The 26,248-nt window shown below is 63.7% G+C and carries 25 protein-coding genes; 7 read left to right on the plus strand and 18 right to left on the minus strand.

Annotated elements, in window-relative coordinates; genetic code table 11:
• The coding region (locus G471_RS0109215; RefSeq protein ID WP_169720487.1) for a TolC family protein at positions 1-570 on the minus strand (570 nt) is incomplete at its 3' end.
• Between the two features lie 305 nt (positions 571-875).
• On the minus strand, positions 876-2,360 hold the full coding sequence (locus G471_RS0109220; protein WP_424243834.1) for a sigma-54 interaction domain-containing protein: 1,485 nt from the start codon (positions 2,358-2,360) through the stop codon (positions 876-878).
• 169 nt (positions 2,361-2,529) lie between these two features.
• Between G471_RS0109220 and ccoG the strand changes: the two genes are divergently transcribed.
• Positions 2,530-3,936: a cytochrome c oxidase accessory protein CcoG gene (gene ccoG / locus G471_RS0109225; RefSeq protein ID WP_028995094.1), complete on the plus strand. Its 1,407-nt coding sequence runs from the start codon at positions 2,530-2,532 to the stop codon at positions 3,934-3,936.
• Between the two features lie 33 nt (positions 3,937-3,969).
• Here the strand turns inward: ccoG and G471_RS18935 are convergent, their stop codons facing one another.
• Positions 3,970-4,839 carry an alpha/beta hydrolase gene (locus G471_RS18935; protein ID WP_051295405.1) on the minus strand — a complete coding sequence of 290 codons (870 nt, stop codon included), beginning with the start codon at positions 4,837-4,839 and terminating at the stop codon, positions 3,970-3,972.
• Positions 4,836-5,876 carry a TDT family transporter gene (locus G471_RS18940; protein WP_028995095.1) on the minus strand — a complete coding sequence of 347 codons (1,041 nt, stop codon included), beginning with the start codon at positions 5,874-5,876 and terminating at the stop codon, positions 4,836-4,838. Before G471_RS18940 ends, G471_RS18935 begins: the two co-directional genes overlap by 4 nt.
• A gap of 133 nt (positions 5,877-6,009) precedes the next feature.
• Here G471_RS18940 and G471_RS0109240 point away from each other — a divergent pair, with 133 nt between their 5' ends.
• The 3 genes from G471_RS0109240 to G471_RS0109250 are packed head-to-tail and all read left to right on the plus strand — an operon-like array spanning position 6,010 to position 8,259.
• On the plus strand, positions 6,010-7,053 hold the full coding sequence (locus G471_RS0109240; RefSeq protein WP_028995096.1) for an inorganic phosphate transporter: 1,044 nt from the start codon (positions 6,010-6,012) through the stop codon (positions 7,051-7,053).
• On the plus strand, positions 7,050-7,697 hold the full coding sequence (locus tag G471_RS0109245) for a DUF47 domain-containing protein (protein WP_028995097.1): 648 nt from the start codon (positions 7,050-7,052) through the stop codon (positions 7,695-7,697). Before G471_RS0109240 ends, G471_RS0109245 begins: the two co-directional genes overlap by 4 nt.
• A 4-nt stretch (positions 7,698-7,701) precedes the next feature.
• Positions 7,702-8,259 carry a 1-acyl-sn-glycerol-3-phosphate acyltransferase gene (locus G471_RS0109250; protein ID WP_028995098.1) on the plus strand — a complete coding sequence of 186 codons (558 nt, stop codon included), beginning with the start codon at positions 7,702-7,704 and terminating at the stop codon, positions 8,257-8,259.
• 7 nt (positions 8,260-8,266) lie between these two features.
• Here G471_RS0109250 and G471_RS0109255 read toward each other — a convergent pair whose 3' ends face one another.
• From G471_RS0109255 to G471_RS0109280, 6 genes are read right to left on the minus strand one after another with little or no spacing between them, the layout of a single operon-like run.
• Complete coding sequence (locus G471_RS0109255; protein ID WP_028995099.1) at positions 8,267-8,482, minus strand: RNA-binding S4 domain-containing protein; 216 nt, start codon at positions 8,480-8,482, stop codon at positions 8,267-8,269.
• Positions 8,479-9,129, minus strand: a complete 651-nt coding sequence (locus G471_RS0109260) for a LutC/YkgG family protein (RefSeq protein ID WP_028995100.1) — start codon at positions 9,127-9,129, stop codon at positions 8,479-8,481. The genes G471_RS0109255 and G471_RS0109260 overlap by 4 nt, the downstream gene beginning before the upstream one ends.
• On the minus strand, positions 9,126-10,082 hold the full coding sequence (locus tag G471_RS0109265) for a D-2-hydroxyacid dehydrogenase (protein ID WP_028995101.1): 957 nt from the start codon (positions 10,080-10,082) through the stop codon (positions 9,126-9,128). The genes G471_RS0109260 and G471_RS0109265 overlap by 4 nt, the downstream gene beginning before the upstream one ends.
• A complete protein-coding gene (locus G471_RS0109270; RefSeq protein ID WP_028995102.1) occupies positions 10,082-10,777 on the minus strand; it encodes an aldehyde dehydrogenase family protein in 696 nt (231 codons plus the stop codon). Before G471_RS0109270 ends, G471_RS0109265 begins: the two co-directional genes overlap by 1 nt.
• A gap of 2 nt (positions 10,778-10,779) precedes the next feature.
• Entirely contained in the window at positions 10,780-12,228 is a 1,449-nt protein-coding gene (locus G471_RS0109275; RefSeq protein ID WP_043421359.1) for a lactate utilization protein B, read from the minus strand.
• Complete coding sequence (locus tag G471_RS0109280) at positions 12,225-12,956, minus strand: (Fe-S)-binding protein (protein WP_028995104.1); 732 nt, start codon at positions 12,954-12,956, stop codon at positions 12,225-12,227. The genes G471_RS0109275 and G471_RS0109280 overlap by 4 nt, the downstream gene beginning before the upstream one ends.
• A gap of 130 nt (positions 12,957-13,086) precedes the next feature.
• On the opposite strand from G471_RS0109280, the gene G471_RS0109285 reads away from it, so the two are divergent.
• Positions 13,087-13,815 (plus strand): IclR family transcriptional regulator, encoded by a 729-nt coding sequence (locus G471_RS0109285; RefSeq protein ID WP_081700195.1) that lies wholly within the window; start codon positions 13,087-13,089, stop codon positions 13,813-13,815.
• 21 nt (positions 13,816-13,836) lie between these two features.
• Here the strand turns inward: G471_RS0109285 and pbpG are convergent, their stop codons facing one another.
• The gene (gene pbpG, locus G471_RS0109290) at positions 13,837-14,817 is read right to left on the minus strand and encodes a D-alanyl-D-alanine endopeptidase (RefSeq protein WP_043421361.1); all 981 of its coding nucleotides are present in this window, start codon (positions 14,815-14,817) and stop codon (positions 13,837-13,839) included.
• A gap of 104 nt (positions 14,818-14,921) precedes the next feature.
• Positions 14,922-17,201 (minus strand): NADP-dependent malic enzyme, encoded by a 2,280-nt coding sequence (locus G471_RS0109295; RefSeq protein ID WP_028995107.1) that lies wholly within the window; start codon positions 17,199-17,201, stop codon positions 14,922-14,924.
• A 243-nt stretch (positions 17,202-17,444) separates the two neighbouring features.
• Here G471_RS0109295 and G471_RS0109300 point away from each other — a divergent pair, with 243 nt between their 5' ends.
• A complete protein-coding gene (locus G471_RS0109300) occupies positions 17,445-19,289 on the plus strand; it encodes a phosphoenolpyruvate carboxykinase (GTP) (protein WP_028995108.1) in 1,845 nt (614 codons plus the stop codon).
• 61 nt (positions 19,290-19,350) lie between these two features.
• Positions 19,351-20,511 (plus strand): pyridoxal phosphate-dependent aminotransferase, encoded by a 1,161-nt coding sequence (locus tag G471_RS0109305; protein WP_028995109.1) that lies wholly within the window; start codon positions 19,351-19,353, stop codon positions 20,509-20,511.
• Here G471_RS0109305 and ampD read toward each other — a convergent pair.
• From ampD to G471_RS0109335, 6 genes are read right to left on the minus strand one after another with little or no spacing between them, the layout of a single operon-like run.
• On the minus strand, positions 20,488-21,054 hold the full coding sequence (gene ampD / locus G471_RS0109310) for a 1,6-anhydro-N-acetylmuramyl-L-alanine amidase AmpD (protein WP_028995110.1): 567 nt from the start codon (positions 21,052-21,054) through the stop codon (positions 20,488-20,490). The two genes, G471_RS0109305 and ampD, sit on opposite strands and share 24 nt — an antisense overlap.
• Positions 21,051-22,409: a sigma-54-dependent transcriptional regulator gene (locus G471_RS0109315; protein WP_028995111.1), complete on the minus strand. Its 1,359-nt coding sequence runs from the start codon at positions 22,407-22,409 to the stop codon at positions 21,051-21,053. The genes ampD and G471_RS0109315 overlap by 4 nt, the downstream gene beginning before the upstream one ends.
• Entirely contained in the window at positions 22,367-23,971 is a 1,605-nt protein-coding gene (locus G471_RS17265) for a two-component system sensor histidine kinase NtrB (RefSeq protein ID WP_245580543.1), read from the minus strand. The genes G471_RS0109315 and G471_RS17265 overlap by 43 nt, the downstream gene beginning before the upstream one ends.
• 2 nt (positions 23,972-23,973) lie before the next feature.
• Complete coding sequence (locus G471_RS0109325; RefSeq protein ID WP_051295407.1) at positions 23,974-24,204, minus strand: PP0621 family protein; 231 nt, start codon at positions 24,202-24,204, stop codon at positions 23,974-23,976.
• 10 nt (positions 24,205-24,214) lie between these two features.
• Complete coding sequence (locus G471_RS0109330) at positions 24,215-24,844, minus strand: ParA family protein (protein WP_028995113.1); 630 nt, start codon at positions 24,842-24,844, stop codon at positions 24,215-24,217.
• Positions 24,841-26,172, minus strand: a complete 1,332-nt coding sequence (locus G471_RS0109335) for a TAXI family TRAP transporter solute-binding subunit (protein ID WP_028995114.1) — start codon at positions 26,170-26,172, stop codon at positions 24,841-24,843. The genes G471_RS0109330 and G471_RS0109335 overlap by 4 nt, the downstream gene beginning before the upstream one ends.
• Between the last annotated feature and the right edge of the window lie 76 nt (positions 26,173-26,248).

The following is a 26,248-nucleotide window of genomic DNA, read 5'->3' on the forward strand; positions in this document are numbered from 1 at the left end:
CAGACGCTGATAGCGTGCCGACACGTCGTGCAGGTTGGCGGTTTCGGTGGTCAGATTGACTTCGGCCAGGGCCAGACGGCTGCCGGCTTGCTCCAGATCGACGCGACGCCCGACGCCCGATGCCGTACGCACCTTCAGTTGCTCGTGCGTGGCCTTGTGGCGGATGTAGTTGTCTTCGGCGAGATCGACCAGGAAACGGTAGCGCAGCACATCGAGATAGGCGCGGCTGGCTTCCAGAGCGACGTTCTCGGAGGCTTCGAGCAATTCGTAGTAACGGACCAGACGCGCCTTGTCGAGTTTGCGAACCTCGCTGCGCGTGGCAAACCCGTCGAACACCATCTGGTTCAGGGTCAGCGCGTAGCCCTGGCGGGTGTAGTTGTCCTTGGTATTCGTCGGCGGCGTCTTCAGACTCTCGCGGCCAGCGCCCGCAGTCAGGTCTACCCGCGGAAAATAGCCACCGCGTGCCACCCCGATTTCCTCGTCGGCCGCCTTGTAGTTACGCCACTTGGTCGTCACTTCCGGGCTCTTCAGCACCGCTTGCTGGGCAATCTCGCGCAGAGCCTGTTGCACCTCCGGGGAAGAAGCATTCTGGGCAAGAACAGATGCGGGGAAAACCGCAACTGCCAGCAAAAAGGGGATAGTCCTGATTTTCATATTTATCACTCGCAAAGAACCTTCGTCACCCATTCAGTCGCACGCACTGTGGCGCACTCTGACCGAACGGACCCTCTATTGGAAATAAAACCGCTTTTCTCGATTCTAGTTTAACAATCATTCGGGAATGTAAGACTTGGTAAAGACAGGGAATCAGCCATACCAAAAACCTGACGGAATATATCATTGTCATAACCGGATCGCAATCGTGAATTTGGTTTTCAATTCACTCGCTCCAGTTTTCGATACAGCGTCCGGGTACTGATACCAAGTTGCCTGGCCAACGCCTCCATATCGCCACCGTGTATCTGCCTGGACCACTTGAGATAGCGCCTTTCCAGTGTTTCCAGATCGATCAGGGCATCCACCTGAAAGCCAGCCGCCCCGCCCGGCTCAACAGGAAGATAAAGCGGCGGATCGGTCATCTCGAGAAGATGCGTCACATCGATGGCATCGCCGTCTGCAAGCAGGGAGGCGCGCTCGATCAGATTGCGCAATTCGCGGATGTTGCCGCTGAAACGCTGGGCGGCAAGCCAGCCGAGCGCAGCCGCCGTGAAGTGTCGACCAGGCTTGCGGTCAACCCGGGCCAGTAGCGATTCAGCCAGCAGGGGAATGTCTGAACTACGCTCGTGCAATGCCGGCGTCCGGATGGGAAAGGTATTGATGCGGAAATACAGGTCACGACGAAAGCTTTCAGCCGCCACCATGGCCGCAAGATCGCGGTGCGTCGCGGTGATCAGCCGGAAATCGGCCGGCAACCAGTCAAGACCACCGACCCGGCGATAGGTCCCGGTTTCCAGCAGGCGCAGCAGCTTGACCTGTAGCGAGAGCGGCAGTTCGCCGATTTCATCCAGAAACAGGGTGCCGCCCGAAGCCGCTTCGACCAGGCCCTGCTTGCGGTGGGTGGCGCCGGTAAAGGCCCCTTTTTCGTAACCGAACAATTCGGCCTCGAACAGTGTTTCCGTCATTCCCGCGCAGTCGACCGCAACAAACGGCCCTTCTTCCCGGGCGCTGGCCTCGTGAATGGCATGCGCCACCAGTTCCTTACCGGTCCCCGTCTCGCCCAGCAACAGCACGGCCGCATCGGAAGGGGCGACCCGCATCATCTTTTCCAGCATGCTGCTGAACGCCGCCGAGCGACCGACCAGCCCACTCGTGGCGACACGACTGCTGGCCTGGCGCACCAAGCGCATGGTTTCGACGAAATAGGCAATTTCGCCGGTCTCATCGCGGATCGGCGAGGTTTCGACCAGCACATGCTCTTCGCCCCGGGGCGTGTGATGCAGATGCAGGACCCGTTGCGGCTCGCCCGCTTCCAGACTGAGCTTGAGCGGACAGGATTCGCCGGCCTGGTCGCACGGCACATTGAAGCGATGCGAGACCTCGTAGCAGGCCCGACCGGCCAACTCGCGCCCACCGCCAAATTCGCGCGTATAGGCGGCATTGGCGGCAATGATCCGGTAATCGGCGCTCATTACGATACGCGGCTCGGGCAGGCCATCAAGAAAGGAAATCAGCTCACTCAGAAAATGCGATGTCAAAACTGGCACCTCGGTCAATCGATGCTGTCGATTCTGACACAGCATTCGAAAAAACAGAGGCAAGCCACGCAAAATAAAAAGCAAGTCATTGATTTTAAAGAAACCAAACAACAACACAAAGCTGGCACGCAACTTGATATTAGTTGCTCCGGAAACCGGGGACACCTCCCACTGCTCAATGCGCTTTCCTTGGAGTTCTAGAGCTTCTGGTGTGCCGGTCGGCTGGTCGCATATCCCCCTTAGTTCGCCCCGCAGGCTTGCTTCATGCGATTAGTCGGCAGACATGCCATTCCCCCGGTTTCCGACCATAACAATCAACGGGCACACAAAAAAAATGACTCAAGCGGACAATCAGAACAAGCAGGAACCGGTAGCCGAAGTTTCACTCTACGAAAAACGCAAGAAAATCTACGCCAAGCGGGTACGCGGTTTCTTCGATAACTGGCGCATCATCCTGGTTCTGCTGACCCAGGTCATTTTCTACGGTACGCCCTGGCTGGTCTGGAATGACCGACAGGCGATCCTGTTCCATCTGGTCGAGCGCAAGTTCTATCTGTTTGGCCTCGTCTTCTGGCCGCAGGACGTCATCTATCTCGCCGTCCTGCTGATCATTTCGGCCTACGCGCTGTTCCTGGTCACCGCCGTCGCCGGGCGGCTGTTCTGTGGCTACGCCTGCCCACAGACCGTCTATACCCAGCTGTTCATGTGGATCGAAAACTGGGTCGAGGGTGACCGCAATGCCCGGATGAAACTGGACAAGGCACCACTTGATGCACGCAAGCTACGCATCAAGGGCACCAAGTTCCTGCTCTGGGGCATCCTGTCGCTATGGACCGGGTTCACGCTGGTCGGTTATTTCACCCCGATGGACGAGTTGATCAACAATGTCGTGACCAACAGTCTCGGCCCCTGGGAAACCCTGTGGATCTTCCTTTACGGCGGCTTCACCTTCCTGTTCGCCGGCTTCATGCGCGAACAGGTATGCAAGTACATGTGCCCGTATGCCCGTTTCCAGAGCGTGATGTTCGACCCGGATACGTTGATCATCACCTACGATCCGGCTCGTGGCGAGCCGCGCGGCATCCGCAAGAAAGGCGCCGACATCAGCAAGCTGGGCGACTGTGTGGATTGCGGCCAGTGCGTAGTGGTCTGTCCGACCGGCATCGACATCCGCAACGGTCTGCAATATGAATGCATCGGTTGCGCTGCCTGCGTCGACGTCTGCGATCAGGTCATGGACAAGGTCGGCCTGCCGCGCGGTCTGGTCCGTTACTCGACCGAAAACGCCATGGCCAAGCAGGAATCGAGCGCCGATATCCTCAGCCACATGGTTCGTCCCCGGGTACTGGTCTATACCGCCATCCTGATCCTGATCACGATCATCGCCGGCTACTTCCTGGTCAACCGCATTCCGCTGAAGATGGACATCATCCGCGACCGCTCGACCCTGGCCCGCGAGGCCGACGATGGCAGCATCGAGAACGTCTTCATGCTGCAGATCATGAACACCACCGAATTGCCGCAGCGCTACAAACTGGCGGTCGATGGCCTCGACGGTCTCAAGATCAGCGGCGAAGACACGGTCGACGCCAAGGCTGCCGGCCTGACTTCGTTCAACGTCGTGGTTGCGGCGCCGCCGGAATCCGGCAAGCGCGGCTCCAACCCGATCCACTTCACCATCACCGCCGAGGGCAATGCCGACATCACCCTGCGGGAGAAAGCCTCTTTCCTCCTGCCCTGACGCCAAACAGGGCAGACTCCGCTTGGGCGGGCGCTAGTCGCCCGCCTTTTTTTCATCTTGATGTCGGGAGCCAAAGGCGCCATCGAGGAAGTCGAGCACCTTGGGCAAATGCGCCTCGATATCGCCAAAGTCCTCGTGGCACCCAGGCACCTCAAGCAACTGTGCGGCAGACGAGGCCGCCGCTATCTGGCGGGCCTCCTCAAGCGGCACGGTAAGGTCGGCGCAGCCGTGCACCAGCAAGACCGGACACGCAATCTGCGCAATCGTCCGGCAAGGCGCGATATCGTCGAACCGATGCCCAATCACCCGCTGCACGTACCACAGGATGTAGGCCCCCAGCGGCCAGTAGGGAATGTGCATGGTGCTCAGCCAGCGACGCATCATTGCCGCCGGGTGAGCGAATGCGGAAATACTCAGCACCCCCCGGATATCGCAACGCCGACTGGCGACCAGCAGGGCCGCGCCGGCGCCGACCGAGTGGCCGACCAGACCGATGGCTTGGGGATCGACCTCGGTTTGCTTCGCCAACCAGTCCAGACAGGATTCGATATCTTCGGCAAAACGCGGCAGCGAGGCGAAACTGTCATCGTCACTCTCGCCATGACAGCGCGCATCGGGCAGCAGCAGGCTGTAGCCGGCCAGGTGCAGATGCTTGGCCAGTGGCAGCAGGGTGGCTGCGTTGCCGCCCCAGCCGTGCATCAGCAACAACGCCCGTCTGCCGCCCGGGATATACCAGGCGCGCAGCATCTTGCCATTCTGGCTGGCGATGGCGACGGCCTGCCAGGGCAGACCTTCGGGCGTTTCCTGGCGGGGCAGACGCGGCGCCCGCAAGCCATGCCGGATGCCGCGATTGAGCAGCCAGATCAGCACTGGCGGCAGCGCCAGCCAGCCCCAGGCCGTCACGGGTGCGGCTGAAAGATACCGCCGCTCAGCACCCCGCGCGCGGTTCGCCACAGAGTCAGCGACCAGAAACCACACAACATCAGCCAGGCCAGCACGCCGATCACCAGCATGCTGTTCCAGCCGAAAATCTTGTACAACCGCAGGCTCTCCACGGCAAACGCGCCCAGCGGGAAGGTGAACCCCCACCAGGAAAGCGCAAACGGCAATTGCCCCGCAGCCTTGGCCGACCAGGTCAACAGGCTGGCCATCACCAGCCACCAGACACCAAAGCCCCAGACCAGCGCCATCAGCACCGCCGCGATCTCGCGCACAACCGGGAAAGGAAAATGTTCGGCCAAATTCATGAAACTGACCGGGATGACGCCAATCGGCGCCAGATGAATCCACACCGTTGGCGTCAGGATGCCCTGCGCCGGCTTGTGCAGGTACTTGCGCTGCAGGGTCAGGCCGAGCAGACCGAGGTACATCATGCTGCCCGCGCCGAGCCCGACAATATTGGCCGTCAAGGCCCATTCGCGTAGCGCCCCGTCCATGTGCGCGAGCAACGGACCACCGGCCAGCGGCATGACCACCAGACCGACCGCCGGGATGAATTTGGCCGGCGTCACGTGATCGAGCGCCACATGCTCGCCGCGAAACATGAAGAAGAGCACGGCAAAGCTGAACACGAAATGCAGAATGACTCCTGCCCACCAGAAGAAGAGCGCCGCACCGACATAGGGACCGAACTGCACCCACTGCGCTGCCAGTACCAGCAGGGCAATCGAAAAGGTCGGATAGAAATTGGCCTGCACCGGATGCTGCAGGGTCTGCATCGCCGCCTGCGGGAAACGCAGCCAGCGGGTCAGCCAGGGCACGGCGAGCAGCGCGAAAAGGAGCACGTTGAACCAGTGCAGCACTTCCGCCGGACCGGCCAGCAGCGGCCACCTGGCCGACAGGGCCAGGGTGCTCATGGACAGCACACCGGTGCCCATGACGGCGGCGAACCAGCCGGGGGCAAAACTGCGGGAAATCGAGGAAAAATGGGGGTAGGACATGGCTGTTCCCGGCATGCGCCAGATTATTAGAGTTCACTTATTTTAACCCGACACACACCAGCAAGAGCGCGCGCTATACTGGCCAAAACAACATATACCAATCCGGAGGGGGACCCGATACCGGGCAACTCGCATGGACACCCTGTTCCTGCTCGCGCTGGCGACCGTCATCGTCGTCCTGGTGTTCGACTACACCAACGGCTTCCATGATGCTGCCAACATCGTCGCCACGGTCATTGCCTCACGGGCGATGACGCCGGTCCAGGCGGTCATCGTTGTCGGCGTCTTCGAATTCCTCGGCCCCCTACTCGGCGGCACGGCGGTGGCCAACACCATCGGCAAGTTCGTCGAACTCGGCGGCATCCTGCCGCTGCTGTCGCTGGCCATGCTGCTGTGCGGCCTGATCGGCGCCATCGTGTGGAATCTCGGCACCTGGTATTTCGGCATACCCTCGTCGTCGTCGCACGCCCTGGTCGGCGGCCTGATTGGCGCGGTCGTCGTCGGTGTCGGCGTCGATCATGTCGTCTGGGGCTTTCACGAACTGGCCAGCGGCCGGCTGACCGGCATCGTGAAAGTACTGGCGGCCCTGATCCTGTCGCCGCTGATCGGTTTCTGGGTCGGTTTCGCCATTCACCGCATCCTCAGCGTGCTGCTCCGGGCAGCCACGCCGGCAGCCAACCGTCACCTGCGTTTTGCCCAGTTCTTCACCGCCGCCGGACTGGCCTTCGCCCACGGCGCCAACGATGCGCAAAAAAGCATGGGCATCCTGACCCTGGTGCTGCTGCTCGGCGGGTTCATCCCGCACTTTGCCGTGCCGTTCTGGGTCATGCTCGCCTGCGCCACGGCGATGACCCTGGGCATCCTCTCCGGCGGCTGGCGCATCGTGCGCACACTCGGTTTCGCCATCTACCGCGTCCGCCCGATCCATGCCCTCGGCTCACAACTGACCTCGGGCCTGGTGATCATGAGTGCCTCCCTGGGTGGCGCACCGGTATCGACGACGCACATCGTCGCCACCTCGATCATGGGCATCGGCGCCTCCGAACGCCCGCGCGCGGTGCGCTGGGCCAAGGCCAAGGACATCGCCACCACCTGGCTGATCACCATTCCCGGCGCCGCCCTGGTCGCCATCCTGGCCTATGCGCTGGTCAATCTTTTCCTCGGAGCCAAGCCATGAGCAACGCTACCGCCTCGCCCTCGCTGCTGTCCCGCCTGCTCGGCCGGTTCTTCCCGAAAATGCCCGACTTCTTCGGCATGCTCGTCGAGCAATGCCGGCAGGTCGGCAAGACCACCGGGCTGCTGGTCGAATTCATGGAAAACGCCGATCACGACATCGGCAAGCAGATCCGCAAGGACGAGCACGAAGCCGACCGGGTCAAGATCCACAACCTGCACACGTTGAACGAGGCCTTCTCGACGCCGATCGATCGCGAGGATCTCTACCGCGCGATCATGGACCTCGACGAGGTGGTCAATTACTGCAAGACCACGGTCAGCGAAATGGAAGTGCTCGGCCTGCAGCCCGACAAGCATTGCCTGGAGATGGCGATGCACATCAAACTCGGCACCGACGCGCTGTTACAGGGCTTCAGCCGCCTGGCGACAGCCCCGGCGGAAGCGGCCAACGACGCCGACGCCGCACGCAAGGCCGAACGCCGGGTGGAAAAAGCCTACCGGCGCGCCATCGCCGATCTATTCCAGGGCGACAACTACATCCACATGTTCAAGCAGCGCGAAATCTACCGCCACCTGGCCAACGCTGCCGACCGCATGGCCCACTGCGCCAACACCCTGCACGACATCGTGGTCAAGATGTGCTGAATCGATGATGCAGACCTTTGCCCGCTGGCTGGTGAAACGTCTCGGCTGGACCCTGGTCGAGCCAGCGGAACGCCCACCCCGGACGGTACTGATTGCCTATCCGCACACCTCGAACTGGGACGCGCTCTACGCGCTGCTGGCGCGCCAGGGGCTGGCACTGGAAGCGCACTGGGCAGCCAAGGACGTTCTTTTCCGCTGGCCTTTCGGTGGCCTGCTGCGCCGCCTCGGCGGGGTCGCGGTGAACCGGCGCCAGCGCACCGGTTTCGTCGACCAGATGGCCGCCGAATTCGCCCGCCGCCAGCGCTTCATGCTGGTCCTGGCGCCGGAAGGCACACGCAGCCTGACCGCTGGCTGGAAGAGCGGTTTCTACCGCATCGCACTGGCGGCTCAGGTGCCGGTCGGGCTAGGTTTCATCGATTACGCCAGGCGCCGGGTCGGCATCCTCGCCTACATCACCCTGAGTGGCGATCCGGCGCAGGACATGGCGACGATAGCCGGGCATTACCGCGAGCACTGCGGCAAACACCCCGAACTCGCCTCGCCGATCCGCTGGCTGGATTGAAGCTGGGCTACTCGGCCAGCAACTCGACTTCCTCGCCGGCAAAAACGACGCGCTGACCGGGCCGCAGCTTGGCCCGCTTGCGGGTGTCGACCTGGCCGTCGACCGTCACCTGACCATCGGCGATCGCCGCATGCGCGGCACCGCCGGATTCGCACAGACCGGTAGCCTTGAGCAGCTGGTCGAGCTGGATGTGGTCGCCGCGCACGGCAAATTGAATACTCATGAATTTTCCCCGATCACGATCAGATGGACCCGGCACGGCCCATGGGCGCCGAGGACGATGGTTTGTTCGATGTCGCCGGTGCGCGATGGCCCGGAAACGAAATTGACTGCCCGCGGCAAGGCGCCGCGCTCGGCCTTGAGCAGGGCGAAGGCGTCTTCCATGCTGGCGACGACGCGCGCCGCCGGCACCAGCGCGATATGGGTTTCCGGCAGCAGGCTGACCGACGCCGGCGTCGCCGGGCCGGACAGCAGCATCAGCGTACCGGTTTCGGCGATGGCGCAAAAACAGCCGGAGATCCCGACCGGGTCGGCATCGACCGCCACACCGCTGCGGCAGGAGAGGCCCGCCTCGGCCCAGTCGAGCCCGGCGACATCGAGCGCGGTCACCGCCTGCAGGGGCAGTTGCCGGGCGGACAGCCACTCGGCGACATGCGCCGGCACGGCGGCATAGTCGTCGACACGGGCAACCGTGCTGGCCAGCGATTCTGCCTTGGCACAGAAGCGCTCGACCAGATCGCCGGTCAGGGTCGGCTGCGGCCCCGACTGTCCGGCCTGCAGGCGTGCCAGGGCTGCGGCGCGACGCGCGTCGGCATCGCCCTTGCCGACGCCGGCGCGAACGCGGGCGAGGATGTCGTCGCGCGCGCTCATGTGACCACGTTCCTCGGCTGACCGGCGACGAAAGCCTCGATGTTGTCGATCAACTGATCGGCCAGCGCCTGCATCGCCGGCCGACTGGCCCAGGCGACATGCGGGGTGAGGATGAAGTTGGGCAAGGCGAGCAGGGCCGGATCGAGCATGGGGTGACCGACCGGCGGCGGTTCGGCGCTGACCACGTCGAAACCGGCACCGGCGATCCAGCCTTCGTGCAGCGCACGTATCAGCGCCGCTTCGTCGACGATGCCGCCGCGCGCGGTGTTAACCAACAGGGCCGAGCGCTTCATCGCGCGCAGTTCCGGCTCGCCGATCAGGTGGCGGGTCGCCTCGCTCAGCGGACAATGCAGGCTGATCGCGTCGGCCTGAGCCAGCACCTCGGCGAAAGCGGTATAGCCGGGACGGACGCTAGCCGCCCCCTTGCGTTCGGCGCGCAGGACGCGCATGCCGAAAGCTTCGCCAAGCCGGACGACGCCGTTGCCGAGACTGCCGGTACCAACCACGCCAAGAGTCGCCCCGTGCAGGTCGCGGATCGGGTGATCGAACAGGCAGAATTGCGTCGCCTGCTGCCAGCGCCCGGCCTGCACCGTTTCGCGCCAGGCAAACAGGTTGCGCGACAAGCCCAGCAGCAGCGCGAAGACATGCTCGGGCACGGTCTGCTCGGCGTAGCCGCGAATATTGCTGACGACAATGCCGCGCCGACGACAGGCGTCGAGATCGACGACATTGGTACCAGTCGCCGCCACCGCAATCATCTTCAGCTCTGGCAGGCTGTCGATCACCGCGCCCGGCAGCGGCGCCTTGTTGACGATGGCAATACTCGCCCCGCGCAAGCGCTCGGCCACCTGATCGGCGGTCGTCGCCGGGTACTCGACCCACGCATGGGCGAACGCCGGTCGCCGGACGGTGGCGATCATCGATTCCTGTTCGAGATAGACGATGCGTTCCATCAGCCGACCGTGGCAAACGCCGTTCCGTGCTGTGCCGCCAGTTCGCCGACCTGGGCGCCCAGCGCCTCGGCGCCGGCGAACACCAGGTAATCGACGCCGGCCGCGCACAAGCCTTCGATGGCCGGGCCGTCGCCGTGGACAAGGTTGAGCACGCCGGCCGGCCAGTCATTGCGGGTCGCCAGTTCGCACAGGGCGAAAGCCGCCGACGGGGCTTTCGGGCTCGGTTTGACGACCAGAGTCGCACCAGCCAGCAGGGCCGGCACGGCGGCGGCGACCAGACCGGCGAGCGGCTGGCTGTCGTCGACGACCAACGCCGCCACCCCGGTCTCACCCACCGACATCGCGCGCAAACCGGCGACGGCAGCCGTCACTTCGGCACTCGCCATTTCTTCGGCACGACCGCTTTCCTGACTGAGCATTTTGGCGAAATGACCGGCGTAGCGCTCCAGGGCATCGGCCAATCGGCCAAGGCAGAGCTGGCGCGCCGACGGCCCCATGTCCGCCCAGGCGCCCTGGGCATCGCGGGCGGCGGCGACGGCCTGCGCCGCTTCGTCGGCACCGCACATCGGCACCCGGTGGCGGGCCTGCCCGGTCGCCGGATTGATCACGTCGAAGAAACTGTCGCCTACCGTGAGATAGGGGCGGCCGTTGATCCAGAGGGGAATGGCCATCGGGCCTTCGGGTGCGAATTCCATTGTCAGTCTCTCTTGCTTGCTGCGTATTGTTCGAAAAAGGTCTTGCCACCGCCGGCGACCGGCAGATCGCGCGCCGTCGTCCAACCCGGCGCAAAACCGAAGAGGCGGATGCGCCCCTCGCCGTCGGCCAGCCAGTTCAGGTAGCGGGCGGCGATCCGGGTCAGCGCCCGGTACAGCGTCGGCCGCCCGGCGATCCAGGCCCAGGCACGCAGGCCAAAACGCTCGCCCCAGGGGCGCAGACCGCGCCGCTGCTGCTCCTGGCGCAGGCCGTGCATCAGCTCGGGCAGCGGAATGCGCACCGGGCAGACGCTGGAACACTGGCGACAGCCGGTCGACGCATGCGGCAGGTCGAGTGCGTTCTCGATGCCGGTGTACAGCGGCGTCAGCACCGAACCCATCGGCCCGGGATAAACCCAGCCGTAGGCGTGACCGCCGAGCGAGAAATACACCGGGCAGTGATTCATGCAGGCGCCGCAACGGATGCAGCGCAGGATGTCCTGGTAGTGCGATCCGACGACGTCGGCGCGGCCGTTATCGACCAGGATGAAGACTGTCTTGGTCGGTCCTTCGCTTTCGTCGTCAGCGCGGGTGCCGGTCAGCAGCGAGACGTAGTTGGAAATCGTCTGGCCGGTCGCCGAACGCGGCAGCAGGCGCATCAAGGTCGCGAAATCCTGCAGCGTCGGCACCACTTTCTCGATGCCGGTGATCACCACATGCACACGCGGCAGCGTGGTCACCATGCGGCCGTTGCCTTCGTTGGTGACCAGCGTCGCGGTTCCGGTCTCGGCGATCAGGAAATTGGCACCGGAAATCCCCATGTCGGCCGACAGGAAGTGCTGGCGCAGCACACCACGCGCCTCCTTGGCCAGCGCCGGGATGTCGGCGGAAGTCCGCGCCGCTTGCGGCCGGCCGTGCTTCTCGGCGAACAGCGCCTCGACTTCCTGCAAGGTCTTGTGCACCGCCGGCGCGATGATGTGCGACGGCGCCTCGCCGGCCAGCTGAATGATGTATTCGCCGAGATCGGTCTCGACCGGCTCGATGCCGGCGGCGGCCAGCGCGTCGTTGAGATGCGCCTCTTCGGACAGCATCGACTTCGACTTGGTCACCTTCTTGACGCCATGACGGCGGGCGACGTCGATCACCAGATCGCAGATTTCGCCGCCATCACGCGCCCACAGCACTTCGGCACCGCGCGCGCGGGCATTTTCCTCGAAGATTTCCAGCCACACGTCGAGGTCGTTGAGCGCCCGATCGCGGATGCCGGCGCAGGCCTCGCGCAAGGCTTCGAATTCGAGACCGTCATCGGGCAACGCCGCCATGGCCTTGGCGCGCTTGCCGGAAAACAGCGGCTTGGCTTTCTGCAGCGCTTGCTGCAGCACCGGGTTGCGCACCTTGTCGGCAGCGCGGGCGGTGAAATGCATCGCCTGCGAGTGACGCGCGTTGGCGTTCATGGCTTGGTTTCCCCGGCCAGCACTTCGGCAAAGTGCAGCACCCGCGTCGTCTCGTCGCCGCGCCGGCGCAAGCGCCCCTCGATGTTGAGCAGGCAACCGAGATCACCGCCAACGACGGCGTCAGCCCCGGCAGCGGCAACCGACTCGCACTTGCGGTCGACGATGCGCGCCGAGACATCGGCATAGTTCTCGGCGAAGGCACCACCGAAGCCGCAACATTCCTCGCAGTCGGCCATTTCCTTCAGGCTCAGCCCGCGTACGCGGCCGAGCAAGGCACGCGGCTGCGCCTTGATGCCGAGACCGCGCAGGCCCTTGCAGGAATCGTGGTAGGTGACGCTGCCGGCGAATTCGCCGGGCGGCTCAAGCGGCTCGCCCAGGCTGGCGAGAAACTCGCTCAGTTCCTGAGTGCGCGCTGCCAGCGCCCGGGCGCGCGGCCCCCAGACGGCATCGTCGGCGAACAGTTTGGGATAGGTCAGGCGGATCTGCTCGGCACAGGAGCCGGAAGGAACCACCACCGCATCGTAATTTTCCAGCTCGGCAATCGCCTTCTGCGCCAGGGTTTTGGCCAGCGGCCGGTTGCCGGCGCTCCAGGCCGGTTGACCGCAGCAAGTCTGCGCTGGCGGCACAACCACGTCATTACCCGTCGCCGCCAGCAAACGCAGGGCGGCAAAGCCCACGGCGGGGCGCATCAGGTCGACGAGACAGGTAACGTATAAGGCAATCCGCATGCTAATATTGCGCCGCACAAGAAGGCAAAGTGGCTAATGCTACTCAAACCCCGCGAATAAAGGAATCCAGTTGTCAGAAGTTGCCGACGGCGCCACCAGAACGCCAGGTTCTATCCAGGTCATCGAGCGCATGATGTCGCTGCTCGACGCGCTTGCCCAGGTGCAGGATGCGGCCAGCCTCAAGCAACTGGCAACCGCCACCGAACTCCATCCGTCGACCGCCCACCGCATCCTCGCGGCGATGTGCAACGCCCGTTTCGTCGAACGCCAGGATGCCGGCACCTACCGCCTGGGCATTCGCCTGCTCGAGCTCGGCAACATCGTCAAATCGCGGATCAACGTCCGCGAAGTCGCCCTGCCCTTCATGCAGGAACTGCATGAAAAAATCGGCGAGGCAATCAACCTCGGCGCCCGTCACGACGACGAGATCGTCTATCTCGAACGCACCTCGTCGGGACGTTCGCTGGTGCGTGTCGTTTATCTGGTCGGTGGTCGTGCGCCGCTGCACCTGACTTCGCTGGGCAAGCTTTTCCTGGCTGCCGACGGCACCCAGAAGGTCCGTGACTACGCCCGCCGCACCGGCCTGCCGGGCAAGACGCCGCATTCGCTGACCACGCTCGAAGCGCTGGAAAAGGAACTGGACAAGGTCCGCCGCCACGGCATCGCCTACGACGACGAAGAGGCCGAACTGGGCCTCAAGTGCGTTGCCGCACCGATCCACGACGATGAAGGCCAGGTCGTTGCCGCGCTGTCGGTATCGGCCCCTGCCGATCGTCACAACCCGGAATGGGCGCGCCAGGTCCAGGAAACGGCCAACGCCGTCTCACAAGCCCTGGGCTACGTACACCACCGCAATTGATGCCTGCCGCCGGCAGGCGGGTCAGGCCGGCGTGGCGACCGGCTTCAGGCCGGCACTTTCCATCCAGCGCTTGATCCGGTTGGCGTCGCCAACGCGGGTCATCTTGCCCTGCGAATCGAGCAGCACGATGACCACTGGCTTGTCGGCGACCCAGGCCTGCATCACCAGGCAACGTCCGGCTTCGGAAATGTAACCGGTCTTCGACAGGCCGATCTGCCAGTTGTCGCTGCGGACCAGCGCATTGGTATTGCCGAAGGTCTGGATGCGCCCGCTCAGTTCCAGCTTGGCCTCGGCCGTGGTCGAATACATGCGGATGTGCGGGTAGCGCGCGGCGGCGGCCACCATGCGCGCCAGATCGTGAGCGGTAGACACGTTATTGCTGGAGAGGCCGGTCGGTTCCTCGAAGCGCGTGTCGAACATGCCCAGCGAGCGCGACTTGCGGTTCATGGCGTCAACGAAAGCCCGCAAACCGCCGGGATAGTGGCGGCCGAGCGCATTGGCCGCGCGATTTTCCGACGACATCAGCGCCAGCAGCATCGCCGTTTCGCGCGTCATCGTCGTACCGACCGGCAGACGCGAGCGGGTACCCTTGAGATCGTCGATGTCGGCATTGCTGATGGAAATCACTTCTTCCATGTCGAGACCGGCATCGAGCACGACCATCGCCGTCATCAGCTTGGTGATCGAGGCGATGGGCACCACCGCATCCGGATGCTTCTCGACCAGCACCCGACCGCTGCTCTGATCCAGAACCAGGGCAGCCGAGGACTGGATGGCCAGGCGGGTCGGATCGTCGCTGACCGCAACGTGGCGCACCGCACCTTGATGCTTGGCGACGGTTTTCTTGTTCGTTTTCTTGGCTTGCTTGGCGGCCGCCGGTGCTTTCTTGGCAGCCGACTGCTTGGGCTTGTTCGTCTGAGCTTCAGCTTTGCCCACGATAACCGGCAATGGCGCCAGAACCAGCGCCAGGGATGTCAGCAGAAGCCACAGTTTTCGCCGCATGTAAAAACTCTCCAAGATTTGGCTGCGATTTTATCCGAGTTTAAGCGCACGGAACAAAATTTCAATCAAACCATCGAGATAGCGGCGAAAACTGAGGCACTTACTCAGGAGGCGTCAACCACGGTCAACGCCGTCATGTTGACGATGCGGCGGACGGTGGCCGTCGGCGTCAGGATGTTTACCGGCCGTGCTGCCCCGAGCAGGATGGGCCCGACGGTCAGGTTGTCGCCGGCCGCCACCTTGAGCAGGTTGAACGAGATGTTCGCCGCGTCCAGCGTCGGCATCACCAGCAGATTGGCCTGCCCCTTGAGGCGCGAATTGGGGAAGGTCACCTGACGGATCTGCTCGTCGAGTGCAGCATCGCCGTGCATTTCGCCTTCGACTTCGAGTTCCGGCGCCCGACGATTGAGCTCGCCCAGCACTTCGCGCATCTTCACCGCAGTCGGCGTGTTCTCGGTACCGAAAGAGGAATGCGACAACAGTGCCACCTTGGGAACGATACCGAAATTGCGGATTTCCTCGGCCGCCATCAAGGTCATATCGACCAGTTGCTCGGCATTCGGATCGTAATTCACATAGGTATCGGCAATGAACACGGTACGACCGGGCAGCAGCAGCAGGTTCATCGTGTAGTAGCGATCGTGCTCGGCGCGGGTGCCGATGACATTCTCGACATATTCGCGATGCGTGTCGTGACGACCGAAAGTACCGCAGATCAGGCCATCGGCGTAACCAAGGCGGACCATCAAGGCGCCGTAGAGCGTGTTGCGGCGGCGCACTTCCCGGCGCGCGTAGTCGGGCGAGACGCCCTTGCGCTGCATGATGCCGTAGTAGGTCTGCCAGAACTCGTCGAAGTGGGCGTCGAAGAAGGCATTGTTCTCCGAGTGGATGATCTCGAAATCCTCGCCTTCGCGGATGCGCAGGCCGGCAGCCTCGATCCGCCGCAGGATTTCGGCCGGACGGCCGATCAGCACCGGACGGGCGATTCCCTCGTCACGGATGACCTGGATCGCGCGCAGCACGCGCTCGTCCTCGCCCTCGGCAAAGACGATGCGCTTGGGCGCCAGGCGGGCCTGGGCGAACACCGGCTTCATGATCAGACCGGAGTGATAAACGAATTCGTTCAAGCCCTGCAGGTAGGCGTCCCAATCCTGGATCGGCCGCGTCGCCACGCCCGAGTCCATGCCGGCCTGAGCCACCGCCGGCGCGATCTTGACGATCAGGCGCGGATCGAAGGGCTTGGGAATCAGGTATTCCGGGCCGAAGCCGGAAATCTTCTCGCCGTAGGCCGAAGCGACCACATCCGACTGCTCGGCACGGGCGAGTTCAGCAATCGCCTTGACCGCCGCCATCTTCATTTCCTCGGTGATCGTCGTCGCACCGACGTCGAGCGCACCGCGGAAAATGAACGGGAAGCAGAGGACGTTATTGACCTGGTTCGGGTAGTCCGACCGGCCGGTACACATGATCGCGTCGTCGCGCACGGCCTTGACCTGCTCGGGCAGGATTTCCGGCGTCGGGTTGGCGAGCGCCATGATCACCGGCCGGGGTGCCATTTTCGCGACCATTTCCGGCTTGAGCACGCCGCCGGCCGACAGACCGAGGAAGACGTCGGCGTCAGCGATCACCTCACCCAGCGACCGGGCGTCGGTCTTCTTGGCGTAGCGCGCCTTGATCTCATCCATTTCCTCGACGCGACCTTCGTAGACCACGCCCTTGATGTCGGTGACCCAGATGTTCTCGACCGGCGCCCCCAGCATGACCAACAGGTCAAGACAGGCGAGCGCCGCAGCGCCGGCACCGGACGTGACGATCTTGACCTTGGACAGGTCCTTGCCGATCAGGTGCAAGCCGTTGAGGATGGCCGCGCCGACGACGATCGCCGTACCGTGCTGGTCGTCGTGAAAGACCGGAATCTTCATCCGCTCGCGCAGCTTTTTCTCGATATAGAAACACTCGGGCGCCTTGATGTCCTCAAGGTTGATGCCACCGAAGGTCGGCTCCAGCGAGGCAATAGTCTCGATCAGCTTGTCCGGATCGCGCTCGTCGATTTCAAGGTCGAAAACGTCGATGTTGGCGAATTTCTTGAACAGTACGCCCTTGCCTTCCATCACCGGCTTGGCGGCGAGCGGGCCGATCGGGCCGAGGCCGAGGACGGCGGTGCCGTTGGTGATGACACCAACCAGATTGGCGCGGGCGGTCAGGGTGCTGGCTTCGGCCGGATCGGCGACGATTTCTTCGCAGGCGAAGGCGACGCCCGGCGAATAAGCCATCGACAGATCGTACTGATTGGTCAGCTGCTTGATCGGCGTGACCGCAATCTTGCCCGGCTTAGGATGACGGTGATAGTAAAGCGCGGCTTCGCGCAGTTGCCTGGGATCCATGTCTTCCTCCGTTTTATATCGTGAAATACGGTTTTGTGATGCGATAAATTATAGCAGCTTGACGAATTTTATTCATTTCGGACATCACTTAGACACGAAAAGTCAAGTAGCTATTTACCCTGACTTGATGCATAATTACGGGCTTCCCAGCCGACGGCCTCCAGCCGCTCGCAGTCTTGGTGGCAGCTCCCGGCGACTGGCGTGAAACCTAGCTATTTCAGTAACTTAGAGAGAGACATCGCCATGACCGCACCGCTGAATGCACCAGATTACGTCAAACACGAAGGCCTGAAACAATGGGTCGCCGAGATTGCTGCGCTGACCCAGCCCGACAGCATCTACTGGGCCGATGGTTCGCAGGCAGAGTATGACCGTCTGTGTGCGGAAATGGTTGAAGCCGGCACCCTGATCAAGCTGAACCCGGAAAAGCGCCCGAACTCCTACCTGGCCTTCTCCGACCCGTCCGACGTTGCCCGCGTCGAAGACCGCACCTACATCTGCTCCGCAAACAAGGAAGACGCCGGCCCGACCAACAACTGGGAAGAACCGGCCAAGATGCGCGAAACCCTGAACGGCCTGTTCAAGGGCTGCATGAAGGGCCGCACGATGTACGTCATCCCGTTCTCGATGGGCCCGCTCGGTTCGCCGATCGCCCACATCGGCGTGGAAATCACCGATTCGGCCTACGTCGTCACCAACATGCGCACGATGACCCGCATGGGCGCCAAGGTGTTTGACGTGCTCGGCACCAACGGCGAATTCGTCCCCTGCGTGCATACCGTCGGCGCCCCGCTCGAAGCCGGTCAGAAGGATGTGGCCTGGCCGTGCAACCCGACCGTCAAGTACATCGTGCACTACCCGGAAACCCGTGAAATCTGGTCCTACGGCTCCGGCTACGGCGGCAACGCCCTGCTCGGCAAGAAGTGCTTCGCGCTGCGCATCGCCTCCAACATGGCCCGCGACCAGGGCTGGCTGGCCGAACACATGCTCATCCTCGGCGTCGAATCGCCGGAAGGTGAAAAGACCTACGTCGCTGCCGCCTTCCCGTCGGCCTGCGGCAAGACCAACTTCGCCATGCTGATCCCGCCCGAGCCGATGAACGGCTGGAAGATCACCACCATCGGCGACGACATCGCCTGGATCAAGCCGCGTCTCGATGCAGATGGCGTCACCCGTTTCTACGCGATCAACCCGGAAGCCGGCTTCTTCGGCGTTGCCCCGGGCACCTCGGCCAAGACCAACTACAACGCCCTGGCCACGCTCAAGGAAAACATCATTTTCACCAACGTCGCGCTGACCGACGATGGCGACGTGTGGTGGGAAGGCCTGACCAAGGAAGCCCCGGCCCACCTGATCGACTGGCAGGGCAAGGACTGGACGCCGGAAGACGGCAAGGCCGGCCGCAAGGCAGCCCACGCCAACTCGCGCTTCACTGCACCGGCCAACCAGTGTCCCTCGGTCGACGCCGCCTGGGAAGACCCCGCCGGCGTGCCGATCTCGGCCTTCATCTTCGGCGGCCGCCGCGCCACCACCGTGCCGCTGGTGTACCAGGCTTTCAACTGGAACTACGGCGTCTACATGGCGGCCACCCTCGGCTCCGAAACCACCGCTGCCGCCTTCGGCCAGCAAGGTGTCGTCCGCCGCGACCCGTTCGCCATGCTGCCGTTCTGCGGTTACCACATGGGTGACTACTTCAACCACTGGCTGAAGATGGGCAAGACCGTCGATGCCACGCCGAAGATCTTCTGCGTGAACTGGTTCCGCATGAACGAGAAGGGCGAGTTCATGTGGCCGGGCTTCGGCGACAACATGCGCGTGCTGAAGTGGATCGTCGACCGCTGCAAGGGCAAGGTTGCCGCCAAGGAAACCGTGCTCGGCTGGATGCCGAAGTTCGAAGACATCGACTGGACCGGCCTGGACATCAACAAGGATGATTTCGAGGCCCTGACCACCATCGACGCCGACGCCTGGAAGGCGGAACTGGCCGGCCACAAGGAGTGGTTCGACAAGATGGGCGAGAAGATGCCGCGCGAACTCGTGCTCAAGCGCGAACTGTTCGAAATGGGCATCTTCAAGGACGCTGCTTGAATATCGTCTGAGCGATAATCGAACGGCCACCCGCGGGTGGCCGTTTTTCTTTGGAGAGCCCATGTACCGTCCCGCCGCCCGTCTCACCGACATCGAACCCTTCCACGTCGTCGAACTATTCACCCGCGCCCATCAACTGCAGGCCGAGGGCCGCGACATCATTCACATGGAAGTTGGCGAGCCCGATTTTCCGACGCCGGAACCGATCGCCCATGCCGCCATGGCTGCCATCGCCAGCGGCAAGACGATGTACACGCAAGCCTTCGGCCTACCCGAGCTGCGCCAGGCAATCAGCGATTTCTACCGCCAACGTTACGGCGTCGACGTACCGGCCCGCCGCATCGCCGTGACCAACGGCGCCTCCGGCGCGCTCAACCTGGCCTTCGCCTGCCTGACCAACCCCGGCGATGAATGGCTGCTGGCCGACCCCGGCTACCCGTGTAACCGCCATATCGTGCGCACTTACGAAGGTCGGCCGCAAGCCATTGCTGTCGGCCCGCAGAGCAACTTCCAGCCGACCCCGGCACAAGTCGGCGCCGCCTGGAGCGAGAAAACCACCGGTCTACTCGTTGCCTCGCCGGCCAACCCGACCGGCACGCTGCTGACGCTGCCCGAAATCGCCGCGCTGGCCGAGGTCTGCCGCGCCCGCAAGGGCCACTTCATGGTCGACGAGATCTACCACGGCCTCACCTACGAGACCGACGCGCCGACCGCCTGCACCGCCGGCGACGACATCTGGGTGATCAACAGCTTCTCCAAGTATTTCCAGATGACCGGCTGGCGCCTGGGCTGGATGGTGATTCCCGAGCCCTACCTGCGCGACGTCGAGAAGCTGGCGCAGAACCTGGTCCTGTGCCCGTCGACGCCGGCACAGCACGCCGCACTGGCGGCTTTCCGGCCGGAAACCATCGCCATCCTGGAAGAACGTCGGGCCGAATTCCGCCGTCGCCGCGATTTCCTGGCACCGGCGCTGGAAGCACTTGGCTTTCGCATCACCGCCCGCCCGGAAGGCGCTTTCTACCTGTATTGCGACAGCTCGGCGCTGGCCGCCGACAGTTTTGCGCTGGCTCGCGACCTGCTGGAAAAAACCGGCGTCGCCGCCACACCGGGGCTGGATTTCGGCGCCAACGCGCCGGAGAAACACATCCGCTTCGCCTACACCACCGGCGTTGACCGACTGGCCGAGGCGGTCGAGCGCCTACGCCGTTACTTCGGGCGGTAAGTCGAGGTCGGGATGACGGGCGGCCAGCGCCGCCCAGTCGAAATGCGGCCCGGGATCGCTCTTGCGTCCCGGCGCGATATCGCTGTGACCGGCGACGGCGGCAATCGGATAACGCTGGCGCAAGGCATCGAGCAAGGGCCACAAGGCGGCGTACTGGGCATCGGTGAACGGCAGTTCGTCGCAACCTTCCAGTTCGATACCGACCGAGTAGTCGTTGCAGTTGTCCCGTCCGCACCAGGCCGAGCGGCCGGCGTGCCAGGCACGCTGGTCGCAGCCGACGAACTGGACGACACGACCGTCGCGGCGGACATAGAAATGCGCCGATACCTGCAGCCCGGCAATCTCGGCAAAGTAAGGATGGGCGCCGGCATCAAGGCGGTTGAGGAAGAAATCCTCGACCCAGTTGCCGCCAAATTCGCCGGGCGGCAGGCTGATGTTATGGACGACGACCAGCGAGACTTCAGCGGCCGGTGGCCGCTCGCCAAAGTTGGGCGAGTCCAGCCGTTCAGCCGCAAGCCACCAGCCGCCGTCGCACCAGCTCATTCGATACCCAGCCGTTCCAGCCGATAACGCAGGGAGCGAAAAGTCACGCCGAGCAAGCGCGCCGCCGCCGTGCGGTTGCCCTCGGTTTGCTGCAGGGCTTCCAGGATGGCGTGGCGCTCCAGGCGGTTCAGGTATTCGTCCAGGCTTTCGCTGCCGCGTCCCTGACCATCGCCCCCGCCTCCGCCAACCTCCTCGGGTTCGAGGTGCAGGTCCTCGGGACCGATTTCGTCGCCGCCGCAGAGCGCCGTCGCCCGCTCAAGAATGTTCTCCAGTTCGCGCACGTTGCCGGGGAAGGAATACAACTGCAGCGCCTTGATCGCCGATGCTGACAGCCGCGGATGCGCTGCGCCGCACAGCTTGTTGAGAATGCTGTCGACCAGTGGCGCGATATCTTCCATCCGCTCACGCAAGGGTGGCATGCGCAATTCGATGACGTTGAGCCGGTAGTAGAGATCCTGGCGGAACTTGCCCTGGTCGACGCATTCGCGCAGATTGCGATGGGTGGCGCAGATGATGCGCAGATCGACCGGCTCTTCGGTGACGTTGCCGACCTTGCGCACACGCTTCTCCTGAATGGCACGCAGCAGCTTGACCTGCATCGCCAGCGGCAGGTCGGCGACTTCGTCGAGGAACAGGGTGCCGCCGTTGGCCGCCTGGAAAAAGCCGTCGCGATCGCCGTCGGCACCGGTAAAGGCACCCTTGCGGTAACCGAAGAACTCGCTCTCCATCAGGTTTTCGGGAATCGCCCCGCAGTTGACCGGGACGAAAGGCCCGCTGCTGCGCGCACTGCGGGCGTGGATCAGGCGCGCCGCCAGTTCCTTGCCGGAGCCGGACTCGCCAGAAATATAGATCGGCGCCTGGCTACGCGCCATTTTCTCGATCATCTCGCGGACCTGCTGCATGCTCGGCGAATCGCCGGTCAGCGCCCGCAATTCGTCGCTCTGACCGCTTTCGCTGGGCAGCCGCAAAGCCGAGCGGACCAGGGCCCGCAACTGCTCCAGGCCGACCGGCTTGGCCAGGTAATCGAAGGCACCGGCCTTGAGTGCGGCGACGGCATTTTCGGCGCTGCCCCAGGCGGTGATCACCGCCACCGGCAGGCTGGGATGATGCTCGCCGATGTAACGGACAATCTCCAGCCCCTCGCCGTCCGGCAGGCGCATGTCGGTCAGGCACAACTGGAAGGAGGACGCTGCCAGCAATGCCTTGGCCTCGGCAACCGAGCCGGCGCATTCCGCCGCCAGCCCCATGCGGGCCAGGGTCAGGTCGATCAATTCGCGGATGTCGGCCTCGTCGTCAATGACGAGGACACGGTTCAACTCGCCGCGAGGGCGTCGTTCGCTACGGCTGACTGACACGTATCGCTTCTCCCGGAAACAATGAAATGGCCACCCCCGCCCCCCGCCCTGAGGACCAGCGCACCGCCGTTGGCCACGCACAATTCGCGCGCGATGAACAGGCCGAGCCCGGTACCGAGCGTATGGGTGGTGAAGAACGGCTCAAAAATCTGGTCGCGCAAGGCTTCGGGGACCCCGGGGCCGTCGTCGATCACATGCAATTCTACCCGCCCCGGCACGTCTTCCCCGGCAAACACGATCCGGACCGACCCCGGCCCGCGCGAGGCATGCCGCAAGGCATTGCCGACCAGGTTCCAGAGCACCTGGTGCAGATGCGAGCGGTCAAAGCAGATCATCTTGCCCGGCGGAACATCCAGCGCTATGGTGGATGCCGGCAGGTTCTCGTTGGCCAGCAGTTCGACGGCAAAATTGCCGAGAAACTCGCGCAGGGCGATGATTTCCACCTGGGCTTGATTCTGCCGGCCAAGTTCGAGCACGTCGCTGACGATCCGGTCCAACCGGGCCGTGTTGTCGCCAATGATGCGCAGCAGCCGCTCGAAAATCTCGCCGCGCCGCTCTTCCTGCAACAATTCCGAGGCATGGCTGATGGCCGACAGCGGATTACGGATTTCGTGCGCAATGCTCGCCGTCAATCGCCCGAGCGCGGCTAGCTTCAATTGTTTGGCCTGCTCCTTGATCCGGCCGACATCCTCGACAAAGATCAGGACATCGCCGTCGGAACTGGCGGTGGACTCGAAGCGCGCCCCCAGCTCGCTGTTGCCGGCGCCGAAAAACAGCACGCTATCATCACCGCCGGCCAGCCAGTGCGCTAGCCCGGCGGCCAGCGTCGGCGCATTGTCGACCAGTTGCCCGGCCACCGACGGCAAGCCGAGCAGGCGCGCAGCCATCGGGTTGTAGCGAACGACCTGGCCATCGGGTGCGACGATCAGCACCCCATCCTGCATGCGTTCGACCACCCGCTGATTGATGCGGATCTGGTTGTCCAGCGCGATGCCGCGGCGACGCGCCAGATCCTCGTTGATCATGATGCGCTGGCCGAGCAGGCGGGCCAGGATGGCGGTCGCGAAGTACCCCGCCGACAGGAAGCCGGCCTGGACGATGCTACCCGGGTCGAAGCCGCGATAGAGGATGCCGAAACTCTGCGACATCAGCGCCGCCAAGGTCGCCAACGCCGCGTAGAAGAGCACCAGCCGCCCCTGGCCGACCAGGCTGGCCGCCGCCAGCGAGATCAGCAGGACCAGTCCAAGCCCGCTGCTGACGCCGCCGGCGATGAACATCAGGACGCTGATCACCAGGACGTCGGCGAGGACCTGGAACGATAGCTGGAAATTGAAATGCTGCTGCCAGAAGCGGGCCAGGAAATACCCGGAAACCATGGCGGCGAAATAGGCCCCGACCAGCGTATACAGCAAGACCGAAGGCAACAGGTTGAGACGGACGTTCCATTCGCCCGGAAACACCAGGCCGAGCAGGCACAGGCCGCCGAGCAACAGGCGATACAGCACGAAGTAGCGGAAGGAGCGCCAGTTGGGCTCCCAGGTGGTGGTCAGCCAGCCCTGCACGATCAGTCGCCGCTGTGGCGCCCGGCCCGGCGGTGCGCCTCGTTGCAGAAGTGCACATCACCGTCGACGACAGCGTCGCTCTCCGGCAGATGCACGCCGCAATGGGCGCAACGCACCATCCGTTCCGGTGTCCGCGGTGGCGCGTCATTGCCGCCGCTGTCATCCCCGGTGCGCTTTTTCCACGCCCACCAGACGATCAGCAGCAGGACCAGCAAGAGGAGATATTTCAGCATGTGCGTCTCGTCACAGTGGGCGCTCGACCCATTCGATGATCGCCTGCCACTGCTCGATGTCCCGCTCGGCGCGCGAGCGCGGCAGGTCGAACAGGGTCATGCCGGCCGCTGCGGCCTGGACATAGACCTGGGTGTCGCGCAGGTAGGCGAGCACCGGCAGATCGAAGCCGGCAAAGAAACGTTCCAGTTCGGCTGCCGCACGCGTCCGCGCATCGACCCGCATGCCGATCACGGCGACGTCGGCGCGGCCTTTGCGCACGGCCTTCTCGTCGAGCAGGGCCTCGAGGAAATGGCGGGTTGCGCGCATGTCGAACATCGACGGCTGCACCGGAACGATGACCCGGGTCGACAGCTTGAGCACCTTGTCGAGCAGCTTGCCGTTCAGTCCGGCCGGCGTATCGAGCACGACGTGCGAGGTGCCCTTGGGCGGGCGGGCGATGTTGTCCGGCCCGATCGCCCAGGTATCGATGGTCGGCAACTCAAAGGGCCGGGTCGCCAGCCATTCGCGCGACGAAAGCTGGCGGTCGATGTCGCCCAGCATCACCTCGTGGCCGCGACTGGCAAAGTAACCGGCCAGATTGGTCGCCAGCGTGCTCTTGCCGGAACCGCCCTTGGGATTGGCAACGAGAAAGCCCTTCATGCACCGCGCTCCTTCTTGTCGAGAATGCGCCGCACCAGATTGACGTGCTCGCGCAAGGTGTAGACCAGATCGGTGAAGCCCAGCGGCACATGCAACTCGGCCGCCTCTTCGTCGAGCGCATCGAGCCGGCTGCGGTATTCCGGCAGGCGCTCGCGGTCGAAATGGTTTTTCAGGTCGTCCTCGAGAAATTTCAGCTCGCCGTAGCAACGGAACACCTTGGAACGCACCCGCCAGCTATACAGTGCCGGCGCCACCCGCATCAGCGGAATCAGCAGGGCGATCACCGGTAATAGCAGGACGAACAGGCGATCGACCAGCACCGCCAGCCAGAACGGCAGGTAGCGCTGCAGGAAGGGCGGGCCCGACTTGAAGAAACGCTCGGCTTCCGACGACAGCGGCAGCATGCCGTCCATGTAGGCCGGAAACTCGTTGGCGGTCTGGAAGAAGCCGGGTTTGCCATGGACCTGACGCGCTGCCTGCAACAGCAGGTTCTGCAGTGCCGGATGCAGGTCCTCGCTGACCACCAGACTGGCCGTCGGCGCCAGCACTCGCGTATCCTCGGGCGGGAAATCGCGGACCAGGTCGGCGACGCCCTTGGGCATGGTCAACCGGGTCAGGAAGGGATAGCGGCGCTCGTAGGCAAAGGACTGCGAGAAACTCATCAGCTTGACGTCGGGCGAGCGCAGCAGCACCTGGACCACCGGCGCATGCTCGGCGGCGATGATGAAGGCGGCGTCGATACGCCCCTGCTGTAATTCCTCGGCGGCATCCAGGCCGGAAATCGGTACCGTGTTGCTGCGGAAATCGACCTCGTTGTCGTCGAGCAGACGTTGCGCCAGATGGCGGATGCCGGAACCTTCCTGACCGATGGCGATGCGCTTGCCCTGCAGATCGGTCAGGCGGTCGATGGTCTTGCCGCGGTAGAAGACCCAGACCGGCTCGTAGAACATGCTGCCCAGCGAAAGCAGGCCGTGACTCTCGGGCTCCTGGTCGATCTCGGCCTCCGGCGACGGTTCGATGACGCCCCCCTGGACGAAGCCGATCTGCGCTTCGCCATTCTTCAGGCGTTCCAGGTTCTGCAGGGAACCTTCCGAAGGCAGAACCTCCAGGGTGATCCCGTCGCGCGCCAGGATCGCCGCGTAGCGTTTGGCGAACTGGTAATACGCGCCACTCTCGCCGCCGGCAGTCATGACCACATGCTTCGGTGGCGCCGGCTCGACGAACTGGTAGGCAACGACGAAACCGAGCCCGGCGATCAGGAATATCCACCACGCCGTCGCCACGAGGTCGCGCAGGGAAACGAGTCCAGCCTTGATTTTCGCCATCATGCCTTGGTCGCGGAAAACGTTCCGGTCAGCTTCAAAATGCCGAGGGTATCACCGAGCCGCCTGCCAATCTACCGCA

This window comes from Azonexus hydrophilus DSM 23864 (assembly GCF_000429605.1).
In the GTDB taxonomy this organism is placed as follows: domain Bacteria; phylum Pseudomonadota; class Gammaproteobacteria; order Burkholderiales; family Rhodocyclaceae; genus Azonexus; species Azonexus hydrophilus.